11 protein-coding genes and 3 rRNA genes are annotated in these 15872 nt (G+C 64.1%); 2 read left to right on the plus strand and 12 right to left on the minus strand.

Features of this window, described 5'->3' with window-relative positions:
- From AC1DMN_RS17745 to AC1DMN_RS17755, 3 genes are all read right to left on the minus strand, one after another.
- Window positions 1-403 (minus strand): ABC transporter permease family protein (locus AC1DMN_RS17745; protein WP_477384706.1); only part of this gene is annotated, 403 nt, incomplete at its 3' end.
- Window positions 400-1371: a carbohydrate ABC transporter permease gene (locus tag AC1DMN_RS17750; RefSeq protein ID WP_441977071.1), complete on the minus strand. Its 972-nt coding sequence runs from the start codon at window positions 1369-1371 to the stop codon at window positions 400-402. The genes AC1DMN_RS17750 and AC1DMN_RS17745, both read right to left, overlap by 4 nt.
- The gene (locus AC1DMN_RS17755; protein ID WP_441977072.1) at window positions 1371-2783 is read right to left on the minus strand and encodes an ABC transporter substrate-binding protein; all 1413 of its coding nucleotides are present in this window, start codon (window positions 2781-2783) and stop codon (window positions 1371-1373) included. Before AC1DMN_RS17755 ends, AC1DMN_RS17750 begins: the two co-directional genes overlap by 1 nt.
- A 182-nt stretch (window positions 2784-2965) precedes the next feature.
- Here AC1DMN_RS17755 and AC1DMN_RS17760 point away from each other — a divergent pair, with 182 nt between their 5' ends.
- Window positions 2966-3985 (plus strand): LacI family DNA-binding transcriptional regulator, encoded by a 1020-nt coding sequence (locus AC1DMN_RS17760; RefSeq protein ID WP_477229322.1) that lies wholly within the window; start codon window positions 2966-2968, stop codon window positions 3983-3985.
- A gap of 33 nt (window positions 3986-4018) precedes the next feature.
- On the opposite strand, the gene recN is transcribed toward AC1DMN_RS17760, so the two are convergent.
- The 6 genes from recN to AC1DMN_RS17790 are packed head-to-tail and all read right to left on the minus strand — an operon-like array spanning window position 4019 to window position 9377.
- Window positions 4019-5704 carry a DNA repair protein RecN gene (gene recN / locus AC1DMN_RS17765; protein WP_477229323.1) on the minus strand — a complete coding sequence of 562 codons (1686 nt, stop codon included), beginning with the start codon at window positions 5702-5704 and terminating at the stop codon, window positions 4019-4021.
- Entirely contained in the window at window positions 5701-6609 is a 909-nt protein-coding gene (locus AC1DMN_RS17770; RefSeq protein WP_440735229.1) for an NAD kinase, read from the minus strand. The genes recN and AC1DMN_RS17770 overlap by 4 nt, the downstream gene beginning before the upstream one ends.
- Complete coding sequence (locus tag AC1DMN_RS17775) at window positions 6606-7421, minus strand: TlyA family RNA methyltransferase (protein WP_440735230.1); 816 nt, start codon at window positions 7419-7421, stop codon at window positions 6606-6608. Before AC1DMN_RS17775 ends, AC1DMN_RS17770 begins: the two co-directional genes overlap by 4 nt.
- Window positions 7418-7600 (minus strand): hypothetical protein, encoded by a 183-nt coding sequence (locus tag AC1DMN_RS17780; RefSeq protein ID WP_440735231.1) that lies wholly within the window; start codon window positions 7598-7600, stop codon window positions 7418-7420. The genes AC1DMN_RS17775 and AC1DMN_RS17780 overlap by 4 nt, the downstream gene beginning before the upstream one ends.
- Before the next feature lie 38 nt (window positions 7601-7638).
- Window positions 7639-8670 (minus strand): HAD-IIA family hydrolase, encoded by a 1032-nt coding sequence (locus tag AC1DMN_RS17785; RefSeq protein WP_477384708.1) that lies wholly within the window; start codon window positions 8668-8670, stop codon window positions 7639-7641.
- On the minus strand, window positions 8667-9377 hold the full coding sequence (locus tag AC1DMN_RS17790) for a hypothetical protein (RefSeq protein ID WP_477229325.1): 711 nt from the start codon (window positions 9375-9377) through the stop codon (window positions 8667-8669). Before AC1DMN_RS17790 ends, AC1DMN_RS17785 begins: the two co-directional genes overlap by 4 nt.
- A gap of 6 nt (window positions 9378-9383) precedes the next feature.
- Here AC1DMN_RS17790 and AC1DMN_RS17795 point away from each other — a divergent pair, with 6 nt between their 5' ends.
- Window positions 9384-10430, plus strand: coding sequence for a hypothetical protein (locus tag AC1DMN_RS17795; protein WP_477229326.1), 1047 nt, complete (start codon window positions 9384-9386; stop codon window positions 10428-10430).
- A gap of 5 nt (window positions 10431-10435) precedes the next feature.
- Here the strand turns inward: AC1DMN_RS17795 and rrf are convergent.
- From rrf to AC1DMN_RS17810, 3 genes are all read right to left on the minus strand, one after another.
- Window positions 10436-10552 (minus strand): 5S ribosomal RNA (gene rrf, locus AC1DMN_RS17800).
- Window positions 10553-10661: 109 nt separating this feature from the next.
- Window positions 10662-13760: ribosomal RNA gene (locus AC1DMN_RS17805) — 23S ribosomal RNA — on the minus strand.
- Window positions 13761-14172: 412 nt separating this feature from the next.
- Window positions 14173-15695 (minus strand): 16S ribosomal RNA (locus AC1DMN_RS17810).
- Together the 16S, 23S and 5S rRNA genes form the textbook arrangement of a ribosomal RNA operon.
- Between the last annotated feature and the right edge of the window lie 177 nt (window positions 15696-15872).

The following is a 15872-nucleotide window of genomic DNA, read 5'->3' on the forward strand; positions in this document are numbered from 1 at the left end:
GGAAGGAGATCATCGCGAACGCGTACCCGCTCAGGGTGCGGAAGGAGATCATCGCGAACGCGTACCCGCTCAGGGTGCAGGTGATCGTCTGGCCGACCACGATCAGCAGGGTCACGATCGTGCTGTTCAGGAAGAACTGCCCGATCGGGATCTGGTCGAACACCGCCGCATAGTTGCTGAAGTCGGCGTTGAACGGAATCCACTGAGGCGGGTTGTTGAACGCCTGCGAGGGCGACCGCAGCGACGTGGTCAGCGTCCACAGCAACGGGCCGAGGGCGAACACCGCGGCGACGAACAGGGCGACGAGGCCGGCGATCTTGCCGACGCTCCAGGAGCGGTCCCAGGGACCGCCGCTGCGGGACCGCCGGCGGCGGCCCGTCACGATCAAGGATGTCGCGCTCATTGGTAGAACACCAGCTTCCGGGAGGCGAGGAACTGGATCCCGGTGATCGCGAGGATCACCAGGAGGAGGATGATCGCGATCGCCGAGGAGTAGCCGAACTGCAGGTTCTGGAACCCGGTCTGGTACATCGAGATCGTCGCGGTCGTGGTGGCCGTGCCCGGCCCGCCCTTCGTCATGATGAACGGCTGGTCGAACAGCTGCATCGCGTTGATGAAAGCGATCACGGCAGCGAACAGGATCGTGGGACTGATCAACGGGATCTTGATCCGGAACAGCGTGCGCAGCGGACCCGCACCGTCGATCGACGACGCCTCCAGCACGTCCGTGGGCACCGCCATGAGGGCGGACACGAACAGCACGAAGGTGAAGCCGACCTGCTGCCAGACCACGATCAGCACGATCGTCACCTGGGCGCCGAAGGGGCTGGTCAGCCACGGCACGTCCGACATCCCGAGGAGGCCGAGGTAGTAGTTGATGGCGCCGAACTTCGCGTCGAACAGGTAGCCCATGAAGATGGCGACCGCCGCCGTCGAGGCGAGCAGCGGAAGGTAGAACGCCGTGCGGAAGAAGGTCCGCCCGAAGGTCGAGGTGCGCTGGTTGACCAGCACCGCCAGGAACAGCCCCAGTGTCAGCTGGAGGGCGACGATCGCTATCGCCATGACGGTGGTCACGCCGAAGGACTGCAGCACGGGACCGTCGGTGAAGAAGCGCTGGTAGTTCTCCAGCCCCGCCCAGGTGGGCGGGGAAATGACGTCCCAGTGGAAGAACGACAGCCCGAGCGAGGCCAGGATGGGGATGAACGTGAACACCGTCACGAACAGCATCGACAGCGCGATCATCGCGTAGCCGAACATCCCCTCCCGCCGGGCCGCCCGGCGCGCACCAGGGCGGCGGACGGCCCGGGGAGGCTTCACCTCGCCCGGCGACACACGCAGTGCTGCGTGCGGAATGGAGGTGGTCGCGGACATCAGCTGCCCTTCGCCACCTTCTCGAGGTCGGACTGCATCGCGTCGAGCGCCGCCTTCGCATTCCCCGAGGAGATGGCCTCCGTCGTGCGCTGGTTGAGGGAGGTCGCGAGCGCGTTGTAGTACGACGGCGCCGAGATGGGGACGGAGCCGTCGAGCTGGTCGTAGAAGACCTGCCAGTTCTTCGGGCCCGTGCTCGCGTACCGCTCCGCGGTCATCAGCGACTTGCGCCCTGTCGTGGTGATGTTGCCCGGGAACATGATGTCGAAGGTCTCCGCCTCGATCATCATCTTGATGACCTCCCAGGCGGCGTCCTTCTTCTTGGACGATTCGAAGATCGAGTACCCGCCGGTGCCGAACAGCGACTTGTTGCTCTTCCAGGTCGGGAACGCCTGCACTTCGAAGCTGCCGTCCTTCATGCCCGCGTTGTGCAGACCGCCCGCCCAGAACCCTCCGCCGATCGTCATGCCGATGCGGCCGGACGAGAACAGCCCCTGGAGGGTGCCGCCGCCGCCCACGTCGGGTGAGGGCGAGTAGCCGGCCTTTTGCAGGTCGATGACGTACTGCAGCGCCTCGATCGCGGCGTCGGAGTTCGCCGTCGGCGCGCCCCATTTCCATCCGCCCTGGCGTCCTTGGATGCTCTTGTCGCCCGCCTCGTAGGCCTTGCTCCAGAGCCAGTCCCCGCCGCCGTACTTGCCCTCTTCGATGAGGTTCCCGTTGTTGGCGTAGAGGAAAGACGTCCAGCTGCCCCAGAGGCGCACCACCCAGTCGAAGGGAAGGATGTCGCCGCCGAGCTTCGAGATCTTCTCGGCGGTGGAGTGGAAGTCGTCCATCGTCCAGCCCGCGGCCGGCGCCGAGGCCCCCGCCTTCTGCAGCACGTCGGAGTTGTAGAACATGCTGCCGGCGTTGAAGCTGTCGGGCATGTTGTAGAGGTGCCCGTCGACCATCATGGCCTCGATGAGCGCCGGGTGGATGTCGTTGAAGTAGCTCGACTTCAGGGTCGACATGTCCTTGGTGACATAGCTGTCCAGCGGCGTGATGAGCTTCTTGCCGACCATGAGCTGCAAGCCCTCCGTCGCGACGCTCACGATGTCGGGAGCCTGTCCCGAAGCGATCAGGGTGAGCACCTTGGCGAGGAAGTCGTTCCAGTCCTTGCCGTTGATCGCACTGACCTTCAGCGAAAGGTCCTTGTCGATCTTCTTGACCTTGGGTTGGAGGGCGTTCTGCAGGGTGGTCGCCGACTTCTGATCACCGAAGTACAGCATGGTCAGGGTGCCGGTGCTCGAACCGCCCCCTGAAGGTGCGCAGCCCGTCAGGCCCGCCCCCATGCCCAGCAGGGCGGCGCTTGCGAGGCCATAGCCTCCGAGCCGCAGAAGATCACGTCGTCCCATGACAGGTCCGAACTCGCGTGCCATCAACTTCTCCTCTCTGAGAGTGAATCGGCTTTGCGCAATCCTGCGCAGATCAACGGGTGGTGAACCGATTTATCCGACGGTAACACCTGCCGTGGGTGGTCCGCAACAGACGTTGATAAATTAATTCACCAAATGTGGCGGATCGGCTAGGTTAGAGGAACGCGAAGGAGAGGAGGCCGCCGATGTCCACCGCACCGAGACCGACGCTGGCGGACGTCGCACGGCTGTCCGGTCTGTCCAAGACCGCGGTCAGCCTCATCCTCAACGACCGTCCTTCCCGACTGTCCGAGGATGCGGTCGAACGGGTGCGCACCGCCGCGGCGCAGCTCGGCTACAAGCCGAACCCGGCGGCGCAGAGCCTGCGCTCGGGGAAGACCCGCTCGATCGGTTTCATCTCGGATCAGGTCACGATCACCCGTTTCGCGTCGGCGATGGTGCGCGGGACCCTGCGCGCCGCGAAGGAGCTGGACCACACCGTGCTCATCGCCGAGACCGGGGATGACCCCACGCAGCTGGCCGCTGCCTTCGACGAGCTCATCGATCGCCGCGTCGACGGCGTGATCGTCGGCCTGATGGCCGCGCGCATGGTCGATGTGCCGGCGGCTCCGCGCGGCATCCCCGTCGTCATCGTCAACGGTCGCACGCCTGATGACCTGCCCAGCGTCCTGCCGGACGAGTACGCCGCGGGCCATGCGATGGCCTCAGTGCTGCTGGATGCCGGCCATACACGCGTCGGCTTCGTCGGCGACATCCCGCATGTCGCGAGCGATCCGCGTCGGTCCGTCACCATCGCGCGGCGCCTCGACGGCATGCGGGACGCCTTCGCCGAGCGCGGCATCACCGGTCCGGTCGAGGTCGTCCTCGAGAACTGGACGACGGCCGACGGTTTCGTGCAGACCCAGCGGATGCTGGACGCCCACACGGACCTGACCGCGATCATCGCGGCCACGGACGGTGTCGCCTTCGGCATCTATCAGGCGCTGAGCGAGCGCGGCCTGCGCATCCCCGCGGACATCTCCATCGTGTCGTTCGACGACGAGGATCTGGCCTCGCTGGTCCGTCCAGGTCTCACCACCGCACGGCTCCCCTACGAGCAGATGGCGCGAGTCGGCGTGGAGATGCTGCTCGGCGAGCGCGATCTGGCGCACGAACTCCTGCCGATGCCGGTAATCGTGCGCGACTCGGTGCGCGACCTGCGCTGACCTGCCGGCGCGTCCTCCGCAAAGACCTCGGGCTCAGTCCTCCCGCAGCGCGAGCAGTTCGCGCGCGTGCTCGAGGGCGGCGCCCGAATCGGCGAGACCGGACAGCAGCCGCGCCATCTCGGCCTCGCGATCCTCGCCGTCGAGGCGACGGACGCTGGAGGCCGTGACCTGTCCGTCGTTCGCCTTCACGACGCTCAGGTGATTGTTCGCGAAGGCCGCCACCTGGGCGAGGTGCGTGACGGCGATGACCTGCGAGGTGCGCGCCAAGCGTGCCAGGCGCCGGCCCACCTCGATTGCCGCGGCACCGCCGATGCCGGCGTCGACCTCGTCGAACACGAAGGTCGGGACCGGATCCGTGCCGGCGATGACGACCTCGATCGCGAGCATCACACGCGACAGCTCGCCGCCCGAGGCGCCCTTCGCGACGGATCGCGGATCCGCCCCGGGATGCGGGGCGAGCAGGATGGCGACGTCGTCGCGGCCGTGCGCGCTCTCGGCTCCCTCGGTGACCGCGACGACGAGACGGGCATCCGGCATGGCGAGGGCATGCAGCTCCTCGGTCACGGCGGCACCGAGCCGGCCGGCGGCCTCCGTGCGCGTCGCCGTGAGCGCCGCGGCCGCCTCGTCGAGGGCCGCGCGGGCGGCGTCGCGCTGGACTGTGAGCCGTTCGATGTGGTCGGAGTCGTCATCGAGCTCGGCGAGCCGCGCGGATCCGGTGTTCCACAGGTCCAGTGCGGCGTCGAGCGTCCCATGGGCGCGGACGAGGCCTGCGAGAGCCGCTCTGCGCTCCTCGACCGCCGCCAGCTCATGCGGCCCGGACTCGTCGAGATCGGCGAGGTAGCCGCTCAGCTGCGCAGCGATATCGGCGGCGCGGTAGCCGATCTCGGCGATGCTCTCGGCGATCGACGTGAGCTCGGGATCGCCCGCTCGCTCCAGCGCACGCCGTGCTTCGGCTGCCAGCGTCGTGATGTCGTTGTCGCCGTCCTCGTCCGACAGCGCCGCCCGGGCGAGGGCCGCGGACTGGCGCAGCTCCTCGGCGTTCGCGAGGCGCTCGGCGCGCTCGGCGAGCGCGTCGTCCTCCCCCGGCTGTGGATCGGTGGCCTCGATGAGCGCCAGCGCTTCGCGAAGGTCCTCGGCCTCCCTCCGACGCCGCTCCTGGTTGCCGCTGATCTCCTCGAGCTGGGCCGACAGGGTGCGCCAGCGCTCCCAGGCGGCCGCGTACTCGGTCCTGACGACCGCGATCGCGGATCCGCCGAAGCGGTCCAGCGCGTCTCGTTGCGCGGCGGCGGACCGCAGGCGCAGCTGTTCGGACTGCCCGTGCACGACGACCAGATCGTCTGCGAGGTCGGCCAGCACCCCGGCCGGGGCCGCGCGCCCGCCGACGCTCGCGCGGCTGCGCCCCTCGGCGCTGAGCGTGCGCGAGACGTACAGCTCGCCGCGCTCGTCGTCGTAGGGTTCGAGCTCACCTCCGGCATCGGCGACGGTGTCCGCGACGGATCCCCTCGTCGGCACGATCCACACTCCGGCGACGGAGGCCTGCGCCGCGCCCGCGCGGACGGCGCCGGAGTCCGCCCTGGCTCCCAACAGGAGTCCGAGACCCGTCACGACCATGGTCTTGCCGGCGCCGGTCTCACCGGTGATCGCGGTGAATCCCGGCCCGATCTGCAGCACCGCCTCGGCGATGACTCCGAGATCCCGCAGGCGCATCTCCTCGATCACGACTCGGATCCCCTCCAGCCGGAGACCGGCAGCTGGAACTTGCGCACCAGCCGGTCCGTGAACACGCTCGGGTGCAGCCGCGCCAGGCGCACCGGACGCGAGGACCGGCGTACGATGACGCGCGCGCCGCGCGGAAGCTCGTGCGAACGCCGCCCATCGCACCAGAGGATCGCGGTGCCGTCGTTGCGGTCCAGCAGCTCGATCGCGACGGGTGCGCCGGGTGCGACCACGAGCGGTCGCGCGAACAGGGCATGGGCCGACAGCGGCACCACGGCGATGGCTTCGACACCCGGCCAGATCACCGGTCCGCCCGCCGAGAAGTTGTATGCGGTCGCCCCCGTCGGAGTGGACACGACCATGCCGTCGCAGCCGAAGCTCGTCAGCGGGCGCCCGTCGATCTCGACGACCACCTCGATCATCCGCTCGCGACTCGCCTTCTCCACCGTCGCCTCGTTCAGCGCCCAGGTGCTGTAGACGACGGATCCATCGGCGTCCTTCACGCGCACGGCGAGCGCCATGCGCTCCTCCACGGAGTAGTCGCGGTCGATGACGCGCGCCACGGCGGCGTCCATGTCGTCGCGCTCAATCTCGGCGAGGAAGCCGACGTGGCCCATGTTGATGCCGAGGATGGGTGCGGTGCCGTCGCGCACGAGCTCGGCCGCACGCAGGATGGTGCCGTCACCGCCCAGCACGATGGCGAGCTCGATGTCCTCGACCGGGATGTCCGATCCGAGCACGTCGAGGTCGGCGAAGAACTCGTCCTCGGCCGTCAGCTCGGCACGGTCGTCCGCCGACATCACCGGTCGGGCCCCCGCGCCACGGAGCGCGGAGACGACCCGTCGGGCGGCTTGCACGGTCTCATCGCGGCGTGCGTGTGCGACGACAAGGATCCTGCGCTCGTTCATCGGCCTCCTGCCATCTCGTCGATCGTGCTCATCCATTCTGTCGGATTGCCTTCCGAGCCGCGGGAACGATCCCCCGCTCGCAGATGCACCAGGTACTCGACGTTGCCATGCGTGCCGAGAATCGGCGACGGCAGCAGACCGCGGACGCCGAACCCCTGATCCCACGCGCTCCACAGCACACGGGCCACCGCGTCGGCACGGATCGTCGGGTTGGTCACGAGCCCGCCTCGCACCGCCGTGCGCCCCACCTCGAACTGGGGCTTGATGAGCAGCACGACGTCCGCCTCGGGCGCGGCCGTGATCGCGATCGCGGGGAGCACGAGCGTCAGGGAGATGAAGGACAGGTCACCGACCACGAGGGACGGCCTCAAGCTCTCCCCCGTCGCGGCGGCCAACGCCTCCGCATCCATGTGGCGGACGTTGAACCCCTCCACGGCGATCACGCCAGGGTCCGCCCGGACCGACGCCGCGAGCTGCTCATGCCCCACGTCGACGGCGAGGACCCGCCGTGCCCCGCGCTCACGCAGGACCTGGGTGAAGCCGCCGGTGGACGCACCCATGTCCAGGGCGACGGATCCGGAAGGATCGAGGCCGAATCCGTCCAGCGCGGCGATGAGCTTGTGCGCGCCGCGGCTGACGTAATGATCGGCCCCGGCCACATCGATCACGTCGCCGTCTTCGACCTTGGCGGACGCCTTGACCACGGGTTTCCCGTTCACGGTGACGAGACCGCCATCGATGAGCGTGGCCGCGTGCGTGCGAGACCGCGCGAGACCGCGCTCTGCGAGTGCGGCATCCAGTCGGGCTGTCATCCGCGGTCGGGGCCCGGTTGCGCGGACGCGGCGACGCGCGGCGCGCTCTCCAGCCGACGTGCCAGGTCGTCGTGCAGAGTCTGGTAAGCGGCGGCGCGAGAATCCAGCGGCTGCCCTTCGATCAGGCGCAGCCGACTCCAGAGTCCGTCCGAAGGATCCGGTTCCGTGTTCTCGCTCACCCTCTCAGCCTACGGCGAGACGGCGACGTTCCGACGGATTACGGGCGGTGGAACGGATYTGCGTACAGGCGTTCGGGCACGCGGAAGCCGAAGATCTGCCGGCCGGTGCGCCAGATCGCCTCAGCGCCAGCGCGCACGAGGTCGATCGGGCGGTCGCCCTCGCTGAGGATCGTGACGTCCGGGCCGACGACGCGGACGGACGCGCCCCGCACGGTGACGGTGTCGCCCTTGAACTGCGTCTGCGGGTACGGTTCGTCCAGTTCGCGCAGATCGCCGAGGATGTAGGTCGGACGCGATCCCTCGGCGGCAGCCAGAAGATGCTTGGGGCGGTCGATGCCTGTGAGCACCAGGACCGACTCGATGCCCGCGCGGGACGCCCCGGCGATGTCCGTGTCGAGACGGTCGCCGATGAACAGCGGATGCTTCGCATCGAACCGCGCGACAGCCTCCTCGAAGATCGGCGTCTCGGGCTTACCCGCCACGGTCGCAAGGCGACCGATCGCCGTGTGCACGGCCGACACCAGCGTTCCGTTGCCGGGTGCGACGCCGCGCGACTGCGGAATCGTCCAGTCCGTGTTCGTCGCGATCCAGGGGATCCCGCCCTCGTCCTCGGGGAGCTTCAGGGCGAACGCGGCTTCCGCCAGGTCCTTCCAGCCCACCTCGGGCGCAAAGCCCTGGACCACGGCAGCCGGCGAGTCGTCGGCGCTGCGGGTGACCCGGAACCCGGCCTTGTGCACCTCGTCGACGAGCCCCTCTCCTCCGATGACAAGGATCGCGGATCCGGCAGGGATGAGGCCACTGACGAGGCGCATCGCGGCCTGCGGACTGGTGACGACCTCGTCCGGGGCGACGGACAGGCCGAGCTCCGTCAGGTGTGCGGCGACCGACGCGTCGGTGCGCGAGGCGTTGTTCGTGATGTACCCGAGGCGACGGGATGCCTCGACCTTCTTGAGGCTGTCGATCGCGTGCGGGATCGCGCCGGCGCCGGCATAGACCACGCCGTCGAGATCGGCGAGCACCACGTCGACGTCGGTCAGCGGCGTGCGCTTCTCCCGGGAGAACAGGCTCACTCGGATCGCTCCGCGTCCTCCGGCTGCTCTGCCTCGCCCGGCTCCGTGCTTGCGGGCTCGGCGCCATCCGAGTCGGCGCTCTCGGCCTCGATGTGCTCGGCCTCGACAGGCTCGTCTCCGTCGAACTCGATGCTCTCTGGTTCGTCGGCGAGGTCTTCGTAGGCGTCCTCGATGATGAGCTCCTCGTCGTCGCCATGCCCCAGGGCCGCCGACGCCACTTCGGCACGCTCCTGCCAGAATGACGCCTCCTCGAGGCGACCGAGGTCCTCGAGCACCGCGGCACGAGCGGCGAAGAGCGCAGGGCTCCAGTCGAACGCGAGGTCGGGGTTGAGCTCGGGGATCTCGAGTTCGCCGAGTGCCAGCTCCGTCTCCCCGCGGTCCAGGCGTGCTCCCGACATCGCGATCGCCAGCGCCACGCGGGTCGCGGTCGGCAGGGCCGCGCGGTCGACGGAACGCGCCTCTTCCAGCGCGCGGTCAGGACGCCCCATGCCGCGCTCGCTGTCGACGATGAGTGCGATCTGGTCATCGCTCCCGGAGATGCGACGGTAGGTGCGCAGCTCTCGCAGCGCCAGGGCGAAGTCGCCCATGGCGTAGGCCGTGATCGCCACCGACTCGCGGACCACCGCGACGCGGCCGGCGCGACGGGAGGCCGCCAGCGCATGCAGGTGCGCACGCTCGGGATCCTCGTTGATGAGCTGGGCCGCCATGGCGAGATGACGCGCAACCTGCTCGGCGTTCTCCTTGCTGAGGGTCTTCAGCTCGTTGCGGGCCGAAGGATGCAGATCGCGGGCCGTGACGTCATCGGGAATCTCGGGGTCGCGCGGGCGGTCTGCCGCATACGTGTCACGACGGGGGCGGTCACTGTCCCGGCGCGGACGGTCGTCGCCGCCACGGTACGGACGGTCACCGTCACGACGCGGTCGATCATCCCCACCACTGCGGAACGGACGATCACCATCGCGACGCGGACGATCGACGCCGCCACGGAACGGACGGTCACCGTCACGACGCGGACGGTCGTCCCCACCAGAGCGATAAGGTCGGTCACCGTCACGGCGAGGACGATCCGTGCGATCGGCCGAGCCCCGGTACGGACGGTCACCGTCACGACGAGGGCGATCCGTGCGATCCGAAGAGCCCCGGTACGGACGGTCGCCGTCGCGGCGCGGTCGGTCGTCGCCAGCGCGGAACGGCCTATCGGTGCGGTCGGCGGAACCCCGAGAGGGACGATCCCCATCCCGGCGAGGTCGCTCGTCCCCACCAGAGCGATAAGGTCGGTCACCGTCACCGCGAGGACGATCCGTGCGATCGGCCGAGCCCCGGAACGGGCGGTCGCCGTCACGACGCGGTCGGTCATCGCCACCACGGAACGGACGGTCACCATCGCGACGCGGACGATCATCCCCACCAGCGCGGTACGGACGGTCGCCCTCACGGCGCGGGCGGTCGGTGCGGCCTGCGGAAGCTCCGAAGGAGCGGTCGCCGTCACGACGCGGACGGTCATCCCCGCCACTACGAGACGGACGGTCGCCCTCACGGCGCGGACGGTCCCCGTCATTGCGCTGCGGACGATCGCCGCGGGCAGGGCCTTGACGGAAAGAGCGCTCGGAACGGTCTCCATCGACATAGCGGCGAGGCTGCCTCGCGTCGTCATCCTTGCGGTCGCGCGAGGGCTTGCCATCTTCGGCCATGTCGGGACTCCTTCCGTCGAGCATGTTAACGCAGAAAGGCCACCCTGCGTTGGGTGGCCTTTCTGTTAAAGGAAGTCCGGCGGTGTCCTACTCTCCCACAGGGTCCCCCCTGCAGTACCATCGGCGCTGTGAGGCTTAGCTTCCGGGTTCGGAATGTGACCGGGCGTTTCCCTCACGCTATGGCCGCCGAAACACTATTGACGTGTCTCGAACAAGCACAAACGTAATGTTTGTTATATGTTCGCGGTTTCGACCGTACGTCGAGAACCACAAAGTGGACGCAAGCACCAAGAACGGTGTGTTATCAAGTCATCGGCTTATTAGTACCAGTCAGCTGCACGTGTTACCACGCTTCCACATCTGGCCTATCAACCCAGTAGTCTGGCTGGGAGCCTCTCACCCGAAGGTATGGAAGTCTCATCTTGAGGCCGGCTTCCCGCTTAGATGCTTTCAGCGGTTATCCATCCCGAACGTAGCTAACCAGCGGTGCTCCTGGCGGAACAACTGGCACACCAGAGGTTCGTCCAACCCGGTCCTCTCGTACTAGGGTCAGATCCTCTCAAACTTCCTACGCGCGCAGCGGATAGGGACCGAACTGTCTCACGACGTTCTRAACCCAGCTCGCGTACCGCTTTAATGGGCGAACAGCCCAACCCTTGGGACCTACTCCAGCCCCAGGATGCGAYGAGCCGACATCGAGGTGCCAAACCWTGCCGTCGATATGGACTCTTGGGCAAGATCAGCCTGTTATCCCCGAGGTACCTTTTATCCGTTGAGCGACAGCGCTTCCACAAGCCACTGCCGGATCACTAGTCCCGACTTTCGTCCCTGCTCGACCTGTCAGTCTCACAGTCAAGCTCCCTTGTGCACTTACACTCGACACCTGATTACCAACCAGGTTGAGGGAACCTTTGGGCGCCTCCGTTACTTTTTGGGAGGCAACCGCCCCAGTTAAACTACCCACCAGGCACTGTCCCTGAACCGGATTACGGTTCGAAGTTAGATATCCAGAGTGACCAGAGTGGTATTTCAACAATGACTCCACATGAACTGGCGTCCACGCTTCAAAGTCTCCCACCTATCCTACACAAGCCACACCGAACACCAATACCAAGCTGTAGTAAAGGTCACGGGGTCTTTCCGTCCTGCTGCGCGTAACGAGCATCTTTACTCGTAATGCAATTTCGCCGAGTTCGCGGTTGAGACAGTTGGGAAGTCGTTACGCCATTCGTGCAGGTCGGAACTTACCCGACAAGGAATTTCGCTACCTTAGGATGGTTATAGTTACCACCGCCGTTTACTGGGGCTTAAATTCTCAGCTTCGCCTTACGGCTAACCGGTCCTCTTAACCTTCCAGCACCGGGCAGGCGTCAGTCCGTATACATCGTCTTGCGACTTAGCACGGACCTGTGTTTTTAGTAAACAGTCGCTACCCACTAGTCTCTGCGGCCACCACACCCTTTTCGGAGTAAATCCGTATAAGCGGGTGGCCCCCCTTCTCCCGAAGTTACGGGGGCATTTTGCCGAGTTCCTTAACCACGATTCTCTCGATCTCCTTGGTATTCTCTACCTGACCACCTGAGTCGGTTTGGGGTACGGGCGGCTAGAACCTCGCGTCGATGCTTTTCTTGGCAGCATAGGATCACCCACTTTTCATCCGCATCGTGTCTCAGCCTTCATGAGAGACGGATTTGCCTATCTCTCGGCCTACGCACTTGCACCAGGACAACCATCGCCTGGCTGGGCTACCTTCCTGCGTCACACCTGTTAATACGCTCACTCCACCAGATGGGGTCGCATGCCGCCTCACGATCGTCCCCGAAGGGATCCACGCGTCTTGGGATGCTTAGCACTCCTGATTTCATGTGGGCGGTTCTTCGCCGGTACGGGAATATCAACCCGTTGTCCATCGACTACGCCTGTCGGCCTCGCCTTAGGTCCCGACTTACCCAGGGAAGATTAGCTTGACCCTGGAACCCTTGGTCTTCCGGAGGACGTGTTTCTCACACGTCTTTCGCTACTCATGCCTGCATTCTCACTCGTGTAGCGTCCACGGCTGGATCACTCCGCCGCTTCACTCGCCACACGACGCTCTCCTACCCATCAACACGGCTGGACCACGAAGGCCTACCATAAATGTCAATGCCACAACTTCGGTGGCGTGCTTGAGCCCCGTTACATTGTCGGCGCGGAATCACTTGACCAGTGAGCTATTACGCACTCTTTCAAGGGTGGCTGCTTCTAAGCCAACCTCCTGGTTGTCACAGCAACTCCACATCCTTTCCCACTTAGCACGCGCTTAGGGACCTTAGATGGTGGTCTGGGTTGTTTCCCTCTCGACTATGAAGCTTATCCCCCACAGTCTCACTGCTGCGCTCTCACTTACCGGCATTCGGAGTTTGGCTGACGTCAGTAACCTTGTAGGGCCCATCGGCCATCCAGTAGCTCTACCTCCGGCAAGAAACACGCAACGCTGCACCTAAATGCATTTCGGAGAGAACCAGCTATCACGAAGTTTGATTGGCCTTTCACCCCTATCCACAGCTCATCCCCTCAGTTTTCAACCTAAGTGGGTTCGGCCCTCCACGACGTCTTACCGTCGCTTCAGCCTGGCCATGGATAGATCACTTCGCTTCGGGTCTAGGACACGCGACTGAATCGCCCTATTCAGACTCGCTTTCGCTACGGCTACCCCACACGGGTTAACCTCGCCACGTATCGCTAACTCGCAGGCTCATTCTTCAAAAGGCACGCTGTCACCCCTACTAAGGAGGCTCCAACGGTTTGTAAGCAAACGGTTTCAGGTACTATTTCACTCCCCTCCCGGGGTACTTTTCACCTTTCCCTCACGGTACTTGTCCGCTATCGGTCATCTGGGAGTATTTAGGCTTATCAGGTGGTCCTGACAGATTCACACGGGATTTCTCGGGCCCCGTGCTACTTGGGATACTCTTCACGCCAAGCCAGGCATTTCGACTACGGGGTTCGCACCCTCTATGACCGGCCATTCAAAACCGTTCGTCTATACCTGCTTGTAACGCTGAAAGTTCGGCAGAACAATCCAAAAAGTCCCACAACCCCGAGCATGCAACGCCTGCCGGCTATCACACACACCCGGTTTAGCCTCATCCGCTTTCGCTCGCCACTACTCACGGAATCACATGTTGTTTTCTCTTCCTGTGGGTACTGAGATGTTTCACTTCCCCACGTTCCCTCTACCCGCCCTATATATTCAGGCGGGAGTCACTAGGTCGGCACGCCGCCCAGCGGGGTTTCCCCATTCGGACACCCTCGGATCAAAACTCGCTTATCAGTTCCCCGAGGCTTATCGCAGATTGCTACGTCCTTCTTCGGCTCCAGATGCCAAGGCATCCACCGTTTGCTCTTAAAGACTTGAAATCACATGAGTTCATCAAGAATCGGAAACCAGACCCCGAAGGATCCAGTTCGAAATTGACTAATGATCTTTAAGATCATCAAAACAACACAACCCCAAAGGGTCATGTTGAAGATGCTCGCGTCCACTGTGTAGTTCTCAAAGTACGGGCGGTCCCCCAAACACCCACCACAAGGTGAGCATAAGAAGGCCAGAAAAACCGCATGTGTTCCCACACCCGGTCCCTCAGGACCCAACAGCGTGCAGGCACCCCGCTCACCCATCCCCACGTTCCCACCAGACCCGAAGGCCCGACGTACTAACGAGGATCAGCTGCGCTGATGCCATGTCAAATGTTCCACCCATGAGCTAACCGGCGAGAACATTCGTCTCGATCCGGCGCCTGGAAGGCCGARGCCTCCAGATGCTCCTTAGAAAGGAGGTGATCCAGCCGCACCTTCCGGTACGGCTACCTTGTTACGACTTAGTCCTAATTACCGATCCCACCTTCGACGGCTCCCTCCACAAGGGTTAGGCCACCGGCTTCAGGTGTTACCGACTTTCATGACTTGACGGGCGGTGTGTACAAGACCCGGGAACGTATTCACCGCAGCGTTGCTGATCTGCGATTACTAGCGACTCCGACTTCATGAGGTCGAGTTGCAGACCTCAATCCGAACTGGGACCGGCTTTTTGGGATTCGCTCCACCTCACGGTATTGCAGCCCTTTGTACCGGCCATTGTAGCATGCGTGAAGCCCAAGACATAAGGGGCATGATGATTTGACGTCATCCCCACCTTCCTCCGAGTTGACCCCGGCAGTATCCCATGAGTTCCCACCATTACGTGCTGGCAACATAGAACGAGGGTTGCGCTCGTTGCGGGACTTAACCCAACATCTCACGACACGAGCTGACGACAACCATGCACCACCTGTTCACGAGTGTCCAAAGAGTTGACCATTTCTGGCCCGTTCTCGTGTATGTCAAGCCTTGGTAAGGTTCTTCGCGTTGCATCGAATTAATCCGCATGCTCCGCCGCTTGTGCGGGTCCCCGTCAATTCCTTTGAGTTTTAGCCTTGCGGCCGTACTCCCCAGGCGGGGAACTTAATGCGTTAGCTGCGTCACGGAATCCGTGGAAAGGACCCCACAACTAGTTCCCAACGTTTACGGGGTGGACTACCAGGGTATCTAAGCCTGTTTGCTCCCCACCCTTTCGCTCCTCAGCGTCAGTTACGGCCCAGAGATCTGCCTTCGCCATCGGTGTTCCTCCTGATATCTGCGCATTCCACCGCTACACCAGGAATTCCAATCTCCCCTACCGCACTCTAGTCTGCCCGTACCCACTGCAGGCCCGAGGTTGAGCCTCGGGATTTCACAGCAGACGCGACAAACCGCCTACGAGCTCTTTACGCCCAATAATTCCGGATAACGCTTGCACCCTACGTATTACCGCGGCTGCTGGCACGTAGTTAGCCGGTGCTTTTTCTGCAGGTACCGTCACTTTCGCTTCTTCCCTGCTAAAAGAGGTTTACAACCCGAAGGCCGTCATCCCTCACGCGGCGTTGCTGCATCAGGCTTCCGCCCATTGTGCAATATTCCCCACTGCTGCCTCCCGTAGGAGTCTGGGCCGTGTCTCAGTCCCAGTGTGGCCGGTCACCCTCTCAGGCCGGCTACCCGTCGACGCCTTGGTGAGCCATTACCTCACCAACAAGCTGATAGGCCGCGAGCCCATCCCCCACCAAAAAATCTTTCCAGTCACTAACCATGCGGTTGCGACTCGTATCCAGTATTAGACGCCGTTTCCAGCGCTTATCCCAGAGTGAGGGGCAGGTTGCTCACGTGTTACTCACCCGTTCGCCACTAATCCACCCAGCAAGCTRGGCTTCATCGTTCGACTTGCATGTGTTAAGCACGCCGCCAGCGTTCATCCTGAGCCAGGATCAAACTCTCCGTAAAAGAAAAAAAACAGGACACCCGGGGAAAACCAGGCACCTGCGAGTTTGAAACTGACCAAAGAGATGACATCATTGCTGACTTCATCCGAATGCCAACCCCAAAGGGTTGGTCTTTGATCCAAAGGAATTTCTCAACCAGCCCAAAAAGGACTGGACGAGGAATAAATTGGCATTTGAC

It is taken from the genome of Microbacterium sp. 01T413_2 (genome assembly GCF_056398985.1).